Raw genomic sequence first — 12897 nt, forward strand, 5'->3', positions numbered from 1 at the left:
TTGATCGCTTACTGAAGAGAGAGTAATCTTTATTTCAACCCGTCGAGGTTCATGGCTTTTCTGACAAGCTTCATGGTTTCAGAGGCCGCCTGCTTCGCTTTTTGTGAACCGGTTGAAAGGACATCTTCGAGATAATCAGGTTTCTCAAGAAAGAATTTCCGTTTCTCCCAGATCGGCTCAAGGACCGTCAGGAGATTTTTTATCAGGATCTTTTTGCAGTCGATGCAGCCGATGCCTGCGGTGCGGCAACCTTCGGCAACCTGCGCCTGTTCTTCTTTGGAAGAAAATATCTTATGCAACTGGTAAACAGGGGAAAGCTCAGGGTCGCCCTTGTCAGTGCGCTTTATCCTTGCAGGGTCTGTCATCATCGTCCTGACCTTCTGCTCAACTTCCTTCGGAGTGTCAGAGAGATAAATGCAATTGCCGTAAGTCTTGCTCATCTTTCTTCCGTCTGTGCCGGGCACCTTCGGGAACGCGGTCAAAAGGGCCTCCGGCTCGATGAGCACGTCGCTGTAAAAATTATTAAACCTCCTGCAGATCTCTCTTGTAATTTCCAGGTGCGGCACCTGGTCCACTCCGACAGGCACATGATTGGCCCTGTAAATTAATATGTCCGCGGACTGGAGGACCGGGTAGCCAAGGAACCCGTAAGTATGCATGTCCTTGTCGCTTACCTGTTCAAGCTTCTCCTTGTAAGTGGGCACGCGCTCAAGCCAGCCGAGAGGGGTTATCATTGAAAGCAGCAAATGGAGTTCGGCATGTTCAAGGACATGCGACTGCTGGAATATCGTGGCCTTCTCCGGGTCGAGTCCCGCGGCAAGGCAATTGACAAGTACATCTTTGATATTTTCTTTTAATTGTGATGTATCGGCATATTGGGATGTAAGCGCGTGCCAGTCCGCAATGAAGTAATAACATTCATACTGCTCCTGAAGTCTCACCCAATTCTGCAATGCGCCGACGAGATTGCCTATATGCAATTTCCCGCTTGGCTGTATTCCGCTGAGTACTCTTTGTTTGGACAATTGACGATCTCCTTTCTTCAGAACAACCGCACTAAGGCAGAGAAAAAGTTTGCAAGGGGGAAAACAAAGTATCCCGCAACGCCTGTGAAAATCAGCGCCAGGACTATTATGAATCCATATGGTTCGATCCTGCTGTATGCCGCCGCCTGCCTGTAGGGAAGAAAGCCGACAAGGACCCGTCCTCCGTCAAGAGGCGGTATCGGGATCAGGTTGAACGCCGCGAGAAAGATGTTTATTCTGATGCTGAAGACACACATCAACGTTAACGGTTCAGCGACTGCGGAGCTGATGTTCTGGGGCAGCAGCACCGAGGTCAGGACTATTATGAATTTTAAGAACAGTACGCTCAGTATCGCAAGTAGTATATTGGAAACCGGGCCTCCTGCCGCTGAAATCGCCATGTCCCTTTTGGGGTTATGGAAATTTGCAGGATTGATTGGCACAGGCTTCGCGTATCCGAATACCGGCGCGCCGGTAATAAGCAGGATAAGCGGCATGATAACCGTGCCGATGGGGTCGATGTGGGCTATCGGATTGAGAGTAAGCCTTCCCATCATTTTAGCGGTCGGGTCGCCGAGCTTGTTCGCGACAAAACCATGAGACAGCTCATGGAATGTAATGGCCAGAAGCATGGGCGGCGCGGCTATGATTAACTGCCTTATCGTGTCAGATGAAATATCCATAATTTGAACCCCACTATTGTAACCTAAACGCTGTGATTTATGCAGGGGCGTTTTGTAAGCGGCAAGGCGTGATATATTTTTTGATGGCGAATATCATAAAATACAAAGTCTGAATTCAGGAACAGTTCGTAAAACTGTGGTAATTACATGCAAATTACCACAGAGACACAGAGGCACGGAGGAAGATTAAAATAATAAGGGCCATGTTTTCATTGTTTATTTTCTCTGTGTCTCAGTGACTCTGTGGTTGCAATAAGTTGTTCTTCAATTTAAATACGAAAGAATGAAAATCCAGGGAGGATTTTGAATGCCGTTAAGAGAAGAATTTGAAAGGACGGGGAACTGGCTCTTCAGGTGGCGCAGTTACCTGCCTTTTGTCATTTTCCCGGTCTTGTTCATGGCCCTGCGTGAGGGAGAAGTTTTAAGGCGGGTCTCAGGAGACACAGCGGAAAATCTCTGGGAGGCCTTTAGTGTCGTGGTATCTTTTCTCGGGTTGATCGTCCGCTGCGCTGTGGTTGGATTTACGCCGAGGGGGACATCAGGGAGAAACACTGCGGGTCAGAAGGCCAAGGTGCTGAATACGAGCGGATGGTATTCAACGGCGAGACATCCGCTTTACCTCGGGAATTTCCTGATCTTCCTCGGGTTGGCATTATTTATCCAGACGCTCTGGTTTGTAATATTCGCAGTTCTGTCCTATTGGCTTTATTATGAGAGGATCATGTTCGCGGAAGAAGAATTCCTGAGAGAAAAATTCGGCGATGACTATGTGAAATGGGCAGAGACAACGCCAGCGTTTTTTCCGCGCTTTAAAAACTGGCAGAAGCCTGATCTGCCTTTTTCTTTCAGGAACGTTCTTAAAAGAGAATACACCGGGTTGTTTGTGATAACCACAACCTTTCCGCTCCTTGACCTGGCGCGCTCCCTGATCTCTGAAGGCAAACCGGAGTTGAAGCCGGCGTGGATAATTTTTTTTGCTGCCGGATTGGTAATATATGTAATCCTGTTAATGCTGAGAAGGAAGACGAAGATATTAAATGTTGAAGGAAGATGAATTCAGTTAACAGTCACCGCTCAATGTGAACCGGTTTCCGTCTGCAACTTATTATTGCTCTCCCCGCCTGATTTTTTCAGGGCATAGTAAGCCGAAATAGACTGCAGTTTCTCAAGAATACTTTCTTCCGCAAGAGGCCCGGATGTCTCCGCGACAAGCGCGACGATCTGTTTGCGCAGAGGCCCAGCGTCTCCCTTGCCGAAAGGATGCACCCTGTTTGTCAGCACGATTATATAAGTTTCTGTAACAGGGTCTATCCAGATGGCTGTCCCTGTGTAGCCTGTGTGATAAAAGGAACCCATCGGCTGCAATTCACCGCGATTTGAGACAAACGGTGGACCAATATTCCAGCCGTATCCGCGCAGCGGCATTTTCCCGTCCGGCGATTGAGGCATCGTCATCTTTGCAACCGAATCAGGATTGAGAATATGAACGCCGTTTAAACTTCCTCCATTCAATATCATCCGCGCGAATATGGAAAGGTCATCAGCGGTGGAGAAAAGTCCCGCGTGTCCTGCCACGCCGCCTGAACAAAAGGCGACAGGGTCATGGACCTTTCCCCAGCGAAGTTTTTTCTTTTTTCCTTCCAGATACTCTGTTGGCGCGATGCGGCTGCGCAGGGAGCGGGATGGTTTGAAGAATGTTTCCTTCATTCCGAGAGGCTTAAAGATGTGTTCATCGCAGTATTTATCAAGCGGCTTTCCTGAGACCCTTTTAACGATCTCCGCGAGGACCTCAAAATTGATGTCGCTGTATGTGTAAAGCGTCCCCGGCTGATGTTCAGGTTTCTCCGCGATGATTTTTATAAGCGCTGTTTTATAACCGGTCCATTCGGGCGTAACAGGAAGATCAGCCCTCAGGCCTGAATAGTGAATGAGCAGATGGCCTATTGTAATTTCTTCCTTTCCGTTTGCCCCGAACTCTGGCCAATATTTGACGACAGGGTCGTCCAGATTTAATTTCCCGTTCTCCGCAAGCTGCATCACGGCGGTTGTTGTAGCAATAACCTTGGTGAGCGAGGCGAGGTCAAAGATGGTATCAGCGGCCATCGGCAGTTTTTCCGGTTTTACCGCGCGGTTTCCAAATGCTCCCCGGTAAATGACGTTCTCCTTATCGCCGATCAATATGACCGCGCCGGGGACCTGTCCTTTTGCGATTGCTTCATTGACAATGCCGGGGACCTGCTTTAACTGCTCTTCTTTTATATCCATTGCTGATGCACTGGATCTAAATCCATACCCCAAGAGGGCAACTGACATCAGAATGAGAATTGCACCTGAGAGAAGCCTGTTCAAAAATTTATCCTTTCCTTCTTCTTTTTTAAACCGTCCGGTGAATAAACATTATGGGGGTTCCAAAGCATCCATCCGTCAGAGCCGGCTTTTTCAGCGGCATCTATTTGGGCCCTGATCTCATAGCCCGTGAAATGCCTCCTGTCAAAGGCGTAATCTCTAAACGCCTGAAGCCACGGCCTGAAACGCTTCGGCGGAAGGCTGGTCCTCTCCAGCGCCCTTTTAAGTGAGAGATAAACTATCTCATAAGGATGGGCAACCGGATTTAAATATCCCGGGATGCCGTACTGAAAACCTGATGGATAAAGCATGGGCGATACGTAATCTACGATCTTCGAAATATCTTCGATCCTCTGTCCGATGTCCGTGTCATTAAGGTTCCAGCAGACGTAACCGAATATGTCCGCCGAAAGAAATACATTGTAAGGCGTGAGCCTCTTTTTTGCCTCCCGGAGAAACATCGAGATAGACATTGTCCTGTGCGCCTCGGTGTTCGGCACGGAAAATTCGAGTCCCGCAGCATCGGGAAAGCGCACATAGTCGAATTGTATCTCATCGAATCCAAGCTGCGCTGCCTCAATCGCGATGTTGATGTTATAGTCCCACACCTCTTCAGCGCAAGGGTCTACCCATGCAAGGTCTTCCCTGTCCAGCCATATATCTCCCCTGCGTGTTTTGACCGCGAGATCAGGCCTCGCCAGCGCAAGCAGGTTGTCTTTAAAAACCACAATACGGGCAATGGTGTATATGCCTTTTTCCTTCAGTGATTTCATGAGGCCTCTTATGTCTCTGACGGTTGTTATTTTCTGCGCCCCTATTTCAGACGCAAGAGGGACTGAACTTTTATAAGGGACCAAACCCCTGTCTCCTTTTACATCAATTACAAGAGTGTTAAGCTCGGTCTCTTCTATGAGTCCCAGCGCCGCGTTCCTCAGGTTCCTGTCCCCTATGCCGTAAACAGTGAGATAAAGCCCCTTCGGTTTAAAGGGTGTCAGCTTTACAATAAGAGGCGTGGTGATCAACGGTATATTTAACGGAAGTTCTTCCTTTAAATATCCGTGCGCCCTGACGGACAGACTGCTTCCCTCTGCCTTTACAAAAAAATCGCCGCTCTCATTCGTCAATGAGACTTCGCTGTTCAGCGTGATAATGGCGTCCTTTACGGGCTGCCCGGTGAATAGATCAACCACCTTCCCCGCAGTGTATCCCGAATGCGCCTGCAAGGGGAAGAAGACTATTGCAGATAAAATTATTATGAAGTTTCTAAACATGCTATATTTTATCACAGAACTAATACCCTGCTTTTCGCTTTGACGCGCTGCCTTTCAGCAGCATTTCAAACGTCCTGCCCCTGTCGTTATCGACCATGAGATAACGTGGCAGGGTCATGATGTTTTCGGAAATCGTCACATGCCGCCTCTCGATTGTAAAGGCCGCGATATATCCGGCTTCCCCTGCCTTGCGGACCAGTTCATCATCATAGATGCCGAAGGGCCATGCCAGCAGGTCCACATTGACGCCGAGTTCTTTCCCGATCTTGTCTTTTGGTTTATTAAACTGCATCTCCACGGATCTTTCATATTCGGCGGGGGCCATCTTCTTTTTATCTTTTTTGAAATTGGGATGCCAGTATGAATGCGACTGGATATCGATCAACCCCGATCTGTTCATCTCCCTGAGTTGTTCCCACGTCATCGCGTATGGAGCGTTTGATATCGCTGAGGGATAAATAAAAAGCGTCACCGGGATATTGTATTTTTTTATCAGGGGAAACATCTCAGTATAAACCGTTCTGTGCCCGTCATCCGCTGTGATCACCACGGACTTTGCAGGCAGCGGGGTTTTATTAACAAGGTATTCAAGAAGCTGCCTGAGCGGTATCACCGTGTAGCCGTTATCTTTGAGATATTTCAGATGGGACTCAAAAACAGGCGTGGTAACGGTCATGCTGTCAGCAACCGCCGGGCCGAAACGGTGGTAGAGCAGAATCGGCACGGAGACAGCGATTCCGCTTCCCGCCTTTGACTCTCCATTCGCCGGAGACAGGCATGAGAGGACAAGTGCGAGCAGGAGAAAGACCGGCAGACAACTTTTAGCACGGTAAATATTCATACGCTTATTATATCGGACTTTAGTTTAAACGGAATGGAGATTTTCCTTGTGAAAATTGTGCCGTATGTTATAATTATTGGACCTTAAACAAACAATTTAATCTTCACTTAATTTGCTATGCAAGACTTGGCAGGAAAACATAAACCACGCCTTGGAGAAATCCTCCTTGATTACGACCTGATAACACAGGAGCAGCTTGCAAAGGCGCTCGACAGGCAGATGCTGGCCGGGGGGCGGCTTGGATCGATCCTTGAGGAAATGGGATATGTGGGTGATGATATGCTCCTGAGCGTTTTGGGCAGGCAGCACGACCTCCCGTTCGTGAACCTGTTTGAGGCAACGGTCTCCCCCGATGTTTTGAGGCTTGTGCCGTTTGATCAGGTGAAGTCTTTGAAGATACTGCCTTTGAACAAATCCAACAATATCGTGTTCGTCGCTATGGTCGATCCTGATGACGCAACCGCCATACAGAGGATAGAGTCTTCTGTCGGCGGCGAGGTAAAGCCATATATTGTCCCACATCATCAGATGGACAAGGCGATAAGCCGGTTTGAAGAAGAGGGATACGGGAATGCTTATTTTGAAGGTGAGAAACTTAAACACGAAAAGGTATCCTTTGAGTCAAAGATCCCCGGCATATATACGCTGCTGAAACTCCTCGCTGATTTCAAGGCGACCGGCCTTCAACTTACCGCAGGAGCGTCTCCGTGTATGCGGGTCAATAATGAGTTGAGAAGGCTCTCAATGCCTAAGATCAGCGCGGGGCAGATGAGAGAATTCGCTTACGAGATCCTCAAGAGGGAGCAAATCGAGGAATTTGAAAAGAGAAAGGAACTGGACTTCGTGCTCCCGCTTGCCGGCACAGGCCGCTTCAGGATAAGTCTGTACAAGCAGAGGAATTCCATATCTCTTTCCGCCCGCCGGATGCTTGAGGGTATTCCTTCTTTAAAAGAACTGAACATCCCTGACTGGATAACTGATTATGCCATGAAGCCGCAGGGTTTGATCCTTGTTACCGGCTTATCAGGAGATGGCAAGGCCACAACACTGTCCGCGCTTGTCGACTTAATTAATTCAAACAGGAAATGTAATATCGTGACGCTTGAAGACCCGATCAAGTATCTGCATAAGCATAAATTGAGCAATGTGAACCAGAGAGAGATCGGCATTGACACGGAATCGTTCGCTGAGGGGCTGAAACATATTTTAAGACAGGCCCCGGATGTTATCGTGATAAGCGATTTGAGAGATACCGAGAGCATTGCCGCCGCCCTCATTGCCGCTGAAACCGGACACCTCGTCATCGGCGCTATGACCTCCCTGAATACAACCTCGGCGATTGACAGGATACTCAATATCTTCCCCCAAAACCGTCAGCCCCAGATAAAGATGCAGCTTGCGGACACCTTGCTGCTCGTATTGGCGCAGAGGCTCATTCCCAGAAAAGGAGATGACGGCAAGGTGCTCGCGTTTGAAAAACTGGCAGGGTCTTCGAGGGTCAGAAATTTGATCAGGGACGGGAAGATCATTAATATCAGATCGCTTATGCAGGTTGCTTCGGAAGATATGCTGTCCATTGACCGCAGCATCGCCAAGTTATGTCTTGAAGGCAGGATCAGGTTTGAGGACGGTCTGGAGTTTGCCGACACCCCGTCATATTTTCAGGATTTGATCAGAACCGGAAGCGCATAAAACTACAAAGCCACCGAGGGGAATCGAACCCCTAACCTGCGCATTACGAATGCGCCGCTCTGCCATTTGAGCCACGGTGGCAAATTCAATTAATATCTTTAATTTGAAATTCTGTAGGGGCGGGTTTAAAACCCGCCCCTACTTCACAGGCTTCACCACGAATTGTTTTATATAATACACTACAATCCAACCGCTTTCCAGTGGGTTATCCCTCTTAGCGCTATGTTAAATACAGATAGCTCTGACAAACAAAGAAGGACAAGCATGGCGCTTGCCCTTCTTACAATCTTACAATTAAAATTTAAAATAACCTTTAACTACTACTACTGCCTTCGGAGATTCTCTCCTCTTCTTCCTGGCGGGTTTTGCAATCTATGCACAATGTTGTGACAGGTCTTGCCTCAAGTCTCTTTATGCCGATCTCATTGCCGCATTCTTCGCATATGCCGTAAGCTCCGCTCTCCATCCTTTCGATGGTTTCTTCGATCTTCTTCAGGAGCATGCGTTCACGGTCCCTCAATCTGAGAATGAAGTTCCTGTCGGTTTCCGCGGTCGCCTGGTCTCCCATGTCAGGGAAGTTAAGTTCTGAGGGGAGGGTATTGAGTGTTTCCTCCGCTTCTTTCAGCAATAAATCTCTCTGAGATAAAAGTTTCTGTTTGATGTCCTGTATTAGATTTTCTCTTGGTGTCATACTTGCTTGTTTCTCCGTTGCTTTAGTCTTTGCTTTCATCGCCACAGCCGGGGCCTTCTTTTTCGGTTCGGATTTTTTCGGTTTTTGTACCTTGGATTTTTTTACGGGTTTGGCCTGTTTCACTGTCTTTTTCTTAACTGCTATTTTTTTCTTTGGCATGTTGGTTATCCTCGGTAAAAAATTTTCTTATTTTAAATAAACAGTAAATTAACAGATTCCCATCTATTAAGTCAAACCCCTTTCGGACAACACAATGCCTTGACAAAGTGTCATTGTTTACTTTAATTTAACACATCAAAACCAAATACTCACAACGTGCTATTCGGAATTCGCGCATGAATCCTTTAATAATACCTCCGCCCCTCCTTTCCGTCGAAGACCTCAACATATCTTTTATTATCGATGATAAGCCCCTGAAGACAGTTGACAGCGTCAGTTTTAAAGTTGATGAAAAAGATTTTTTTGCCATTGTCGGGGAAAGCGGCAGCGGCAAGACGCTCACCGCCCTTTCAATAATGAAGCTCCTGCCTTCAAACGCGGTTTATTCAGGCAGGATATTTTTTAACGGCGAAGACCTGCTCACCAAGAGCAATGACGCCTTGCGGAAGATCCGGGGCGGGAATATTTCGATGGTCTTTCAGGAGCCGATGACCTCCCTTAATCCTGTCTTTACCGTTGGGAGCCAGATCGCCGAGGTGCTTTTGACCCACCGGGACATTACAAAAAAGGACGCGATGGACAAAGCTGTCGAACTTCTCAAAAGCGTGAGGATACCCTCGCCTGAATTACGGGTAAGAGAATACCCGCATCAGATGAGCGGCGGGATGAGGCAGAGGGTAATGATAGCGATGGCAATAGCGTGTAATCCTTCGCTGCTGATCGCGGATGAGCCTACCACAGCCCTTGATGTTACCATTCAGGCCCAGATCCTCGAATTGCTTGGAAGCCTCAAAGAAAAGAACAAGATGTCGGTGCTCCTGATAACGCATGACCTCGGCATAGTCGCGGAATGGGCGCGGCGGGTTGAGGTAATGTATGCGGGCAGGATAGTTGAAAAGTCGCCTGTCAATGATATCTTCAACAATCCCCGGCATCCGTATACAATCGGCCTGCTTGAATCATTGCCAAGGAGCAAAGGTGAGAAGCTGATACCGATTCCCGGCCAGGTCCCGAAATTAAGCGAACTGCCTTCCGGGTGTAAATTCACAACACGGTGCCGTTATGTCATAAAGGAATGTCATTTAAAAGAGCCTGACCTTCTGCCTGTCGGCAAGGAGCATTTCAGCAGATGCATCAGGGCGATGGAGATATGAGGGTTTTCCGATTACAGTTTTTTCTGTCATGCTGAACTTGTTTCAGCATCTAATGGGAATAAATACGAGACCCTGAAACGAGTTCAGGGTGACAAAATGCTTATTACTTACGATTAAACATGAAAGAACTATTAAAAATTGAAAACATAAAAAAATATTTTCCGGTGAAGGAGGACCATTTCCTGAAAGCCGTTGACGATGTCAGCTTCTCTGTTAATGAGGCGGAGGTCTTCGGGCTTGTCGGGGAGAGCGGCTGCGGAAAATCGACACTCGGGAAATTGGCCCTGAAATTGATCGGGCCTACCGCCGGTAAAATTCTTTTTGACGGCATCGACATTTTACAGGCGAAGGGACAGGAGCTTTCAAAGATCAGGAGAGGGCTTCAGATAATATTTCAGGACCCGCTTGCCTCGCTTAATCCGAGGATGAGAATACTTGACGCTGTCGGCGAAGGACTTATTGTAAATAATATCGTGAGCGGGGGGGAAGTTAAGGACAGGGTCGCGCAACTCCTTGAAAAGGTCGGGCTCGGGGCTGATTCCCTCTTTAAATATCCGCACGAATTCAGCGGAGGGCAAAGGCAGAGGATCTGCATTGCGAGGGCCCTGGCGGTCAATCCGAAGATGATAGTGGCGGATGAACCGCTTTCCGCTCTTGACGTATCGATCCAGGCGCAGATGATAAATCTTCTTGAGGGCCTTCAGAAAGATTCAGGATTGGCCTTTTTATTTATCAGCCATAATCTTCCCGCTATAGAGCATTTCAGCGACAGAGTTGCCGTGATGTACTTAGGAAAGATAGTGGAGATGTCAGGGACCGATGAGCTTTTAAAAGACCCGATGCATCCCTATACCGAGGCCCTCTTATCGGCTGTGCCGAAGCCTGAGGTCGGGGGGAAAGTCGAGAGGATCATCCTTGAAGGCGATGTGCCCAGTCCGGTGCATATACCGCCGGGATGTCCATTTCATCCGAGGTGCCACAAGAGATTTGGACCTTGTGATACCATAGTTCCTGTTTATAAGGAAGCAAAGAAGGACAGATGGGTGTCGTGCCATTTGTGGTAACAAAAAAAGTAACGGGTAACGACTGTCACCCTGAACTTGTTTCAGGGTCTGTTAAAGAGATGCCGAAACAAGTTCGGCATGACACTTCCGGGATAATAACATACATAGAGGAGGGAACATGCTGCTTGGGGTAAACGTTGATCATGTAGCAACTGTCAGAGAGGCGAGGAAAGATATTGAGCCTGATCCTGTGAAAGCTGCTGCGCTTGCGATTTCAGGGGGCGCGGACGGGATCACTATTCATCTTCGCGAGGACAGAAGACATATTCAGGACAGGGACCTGAAGCTGATGAGGAAACTGGTGTCATCGGTAGAGTTAAATCTTGAAATGGCTGCCACGGGTGAAATGGTAAGCATCGCTTTAAAGGTCAGGCCCGACATGGTCACACTCGTGCCTGAAAAAAGGGCGGAGCTTACAACCGAAGGCGGGCTTGATCTGAAAAAGGGCGGGAAGAAAATAAAGAAGGCGATTGACGCGATACAGGGCAAAGGCATCCCGGTAAGTCTTTTCATCGATCCATCAAGCACCGACATTGAAACGTCAAAAAAGCTCGGCGCGACGATGGTAGAGATACACACCGGCCTTTATTCAAACGCTAAAGGTAAAAAGCAGATGACGGAATTGAAGAGGGTCCAGAAGGCTGTGAAAAGCGCGCTCGACATCGGACTGCTCGTCAACGCAGGGCATGGCTTAAATTATACAAACGTAAAAAAGATCGCCGCCATCAAAGGCTTGCGCGGCCTGTACATCGGCCACAGCATTGTAGCCATGTCGGTCTACACAGGAATGGAAAAGGCAGTAAGCGAGATGAAAAGATTGATAAGCGGATAGAGGTTTTATAGAAAAAGGAAAATTATTAATATAAAATAAAGGTCATAGAGGAGGTGACTAAAATGAGAGCTATTGCAAATGTTGTTTTAGATAAAGCAGAAGAAGATGTATTAACAAAGATGGTTGAAGCAGGACTTTTCCCAAGCAAAGATGAAGCAGCAAGGGCTGCGATTATTAAGTATGCGTCAGACCTCGGGATTTTCAGTCCCGATATGTTGTGGAAGAAAATAGTCCGGAATAAAAGAAGAAGAGTTACGCCGGAACAGTTAAAAAAAGACCTTAAGGCCATTGAGAATGAGACTTAGGGTATTTCTCGTAGGTTTTAATCAATAGAGTCCCTATGTCATTCCCGCGAAGGCGGGAATCCAGTTTTTTATCACACCAAACAACTCCTTTTTTGCTATAATTCTTCATGTCAAAAGACTCCCCCAAATATGGCCCTGACAACCCGCATCCATTAAGCGCCCGAAAGACAGAGCTTGTTTGGGAGGGGAAGTATGACGAGTACGGTAACAGGCGTGAGGTGGACATCGCCGGATCTGTAATAATGCTAAATTATTATTAAAGGAGTAATTATGCCGGAGATAAGCAGGTTTTTTGGAATTGTCATAGCGATGTTCTTTGATGATCACAATCCTCCCCATTTCCACGTAAGATACGGCAGCTATTCCGCTTCCATAAGAATTGAAGACTTCGCAGTACTGGAAGGATATCTGCCGCCAAGGGCATTGGGACTTGTTATGGAATGGGCTGAAATCCATAAAGATGAACTTAAAAGAGATTGGGAATTGGCAAGAGCGAAAGAGCCTTTATTTCAGATCGAACCCCTAAAGTAAGGAGGAATTCTATGTACTATGATGTTATAGAAGCAAGGCATATTGAAGGATACAAGCTGGAGCTTATATTTGAAAACGATAAAAGAGGCGTCGTTGACTTGCAGACATATACAAAGAAAGGCGGGGTATTCAGCCGCTTCTCCGAGATAGAATATTTCAAACAGTTTTATGTCAACAGAGAAATCGGAACACTGTGCTGGCCTGATGGTGTGGATATTGCGCCTGAGACGCTCTATCACGAGGCAACAGGGGAACCACTTCCGTCATGGGTCACGCCGGAAAAAGCGGTGGTTTGATAATCAG

The 12897-nt window shown here is 47.5% G+C and carries 15 protein-coding genes and 1 tRNA gene; 9 read left to right on the forward strand and 7 right to left on the reverse strand.

The genetic code is table 11. The features are described from left to right. Window positions 1-29 precede the first annotated feature (29 nt). Window positions 30-1025: a tryptophan--tRNA ligase gene (gene trpS, locus HZB61_13940; GenBank protein MBI5057711.1), complete on the reverse strand. Its 996-nt coding sequence runs from the start codon at window positions 1023-1025 to the stop codon at window positions 30-32. Between the two features lie 17 nt (window positions 1026-1042). Then, complete coding sequence (locus HZB61_13945) at window positions 1043-1708, reverse strand: site-2 protease family protein (GenBank protein MBI5057712.1); 666 nt, start codon at window positions 1706-1708, stop codon at window positions 1043-1045. 307 nt (window positions 1709-2015) lie between these two features. Here HZB61_13945 and HZB61_13950 point away from each other — a divergent pair, with 307 nt between their 5' ends. Beyond that, entirely contained in the window at window positions 2016-2762 is a 747-nt protein-coding gene (locus HZB61_13950) for a DUF1295 domain-containing protein (protein ID MBI5057713.1), read from the forward strand. A gap of 20 nt (window positions 2763-2782) precedes the next feature. Here the strand turns inward: HZB61_13950 and HZB61_13955 are convergent, their stop codons facing one another. Genes HZB61_13955 through HZB61_13965 form a run of 3 tightly spaced genes read right to left on the reverse strand, consistent with a single transcriptional unit; the run spans window position 2783 to window position 6166 of the window. Then, a complete protein-coding gene (locus HZB61_13955; GenBank protein ID MBI5057714.1) occupies window positions 2783-4021 on the reverse strand; it encodes a beta-lactamase family protein in 1239 nt (412 codons plus the stop codon). 32 nt (window positions 4022-4053) lie between these two features. After that, window positions 4054-5325 carry a putative glycoside hydrolase gene (locus tag HZB61_13960; GenBank protein ID MBI5057715.1) on the reverse strand — a complete coding sequence of 424 codons (1272 nt, stop codon included), beginning with the start codon at window positions 5323-5325 and terminating at the stop codon, window positions 4054-4056. A gap of 19 nt (window positions 5326-5344) precedes the next feature. Then, the gene (locus HZB61_13965; GenBank protein MBI5057716.1) at window positions 5345-6166 is read right to left on the reverse strand and encodes a polysaccharide deacetylase family protein; all 822 of its coding nucleotides are present in this window, start codon (window positions 6164-6166) and stop codon (window positions 5345-5347) included. A 126-nt stretch (window positions 6167-6292) separates the two neighbouring features. On the opposite strand from HZB61_13965, the gene HZB61_13970 reads away from it, so the two are divergent. After that, window positions 6293-7858, forward strand: coding sequence for a PilT/PilU family type 4a pilus ATPase (locus tag HZB61_13970; GenBank protein ID MBI5057717.1), 1566 nt, complete (start codon window positions 6293-6295; stop codon window positions 7856-7858). 8 nt (window positions 7859-7866) lie between these two features. On the opposite strand, the gene HZB61_13975 is transcribed toward HZB61_13970, so the two are convergent. Then, window positions 7867-7939: transfer RNA gene (locus HZB61_13975), tRNA-Thr, on the reverse strand. A gap of 232 nt (window positions 7940-8171) precedes the next feature. Continuing rightward, complete coding sequence (dksA, locus tag HZB61_13980) at window positions 8172-8549, reverse strand: RNA polymerase-binding protein DksA (protein MBI5057718.1); 378 nt, start codon at window positions 8547-8549, stop codon at window positions 8172-8174. A gap of 335 nt (window positions 8550-8884) precedes the next feature. On the opposite strand from dksA, the gene HZB61_13985 reads away from it, so the two are divergent. The 7 genes from HZB61_13985 to HZB61_14015 all read left to right on the forward strand — a co-directional run bounded on the left by HZB61_13985 (window position 8885) and on the right by HZB61_14015 (window position 12890). Beyond that, complete coding sequence (locus HZB61_13985; protein ID MBI5057719.1) at window positions 8885-9862, forward strand: ABC transporter ATP-binding protein; 978 nt, start codon at window positions 8885-8887, stop codon at window positions 9860-9862. A 119-nt stretch (window positions 9863-9981) separates the two neighbouring features. Further along, on the forward strand, window positions 9982-10926 hold the full coding sequence (locus HZB61_13990) for an ABC transporter ATP-binding protein (protein MBI5057720.1): 945 nt from the start codon (window positions 9982-9984) through the stop codon (window positions 10924-10926). A gap of 118 nt (window positions 10927-11044) precedes the next feature. After that, window positions 11045-11758: a pyridoxine 5'-phosphate synthase gene (locus HZB61_13995; protein MBI5057721.1), complete on the forward strand. Its 714-nt coding sequence runs from the start codon at window positions 11045-11047 to the stop codon at window positions 11756-11758. A gap of 62 nt (window positions 11759-11820) precedes the next feature. Then, entirely contained in the window at window positions 11821-12063 is a 243-nt protein-coding gene (locus tag HZB61_14000) for a hypothetical protein (protein MBI5057722.1), read from the forward strand. A 107-nt stretch (window positions 12064-12170) separates the two neighbouring features. Then, a complete protein-coding gene (locus tag HZB61_14005; protein MBI5057723.1) occupies window positions 12171-12323 on the forward strand; it encodes a hypothetical protein in 153 nt (50 codons plus the stop codon). Between the two features lie 10 nt (window positions 12324-12333). Next, on the forward strand, window positions 12334-12594 hold the full coding sequence (locus HZB61_14010) for a DUF4160 domain-containing protein (GenBank protein ID MBI5057724.1): 261 nt from the start codon (window positions 12334-12336) through the stop codon (window positions 12592-12594). A gap of 11 nt (window positions 12595-12605) precedes the next feature. Further along, window positions 12606-12890, forward strand: a complete 285-nt coding sequence (locus tag HZB61_14015; GenBank protein ID MBI5057725.1) for a DUF2442 domain-containing protein — start codon at window positions 12606-12608, stop codon at window positions 12888-12890. The last annotated feature ends 7 nt before the right edge of the window (window positions 12891-12897 follow it).

Source organism: Nitrospirota bacterium (assembly GCA_016214845.1).
GTDB lineage: Bacteria > Nitrospirota > Thermodesulfovibrionia > UBA6902 > UBA6902 > SURF-23.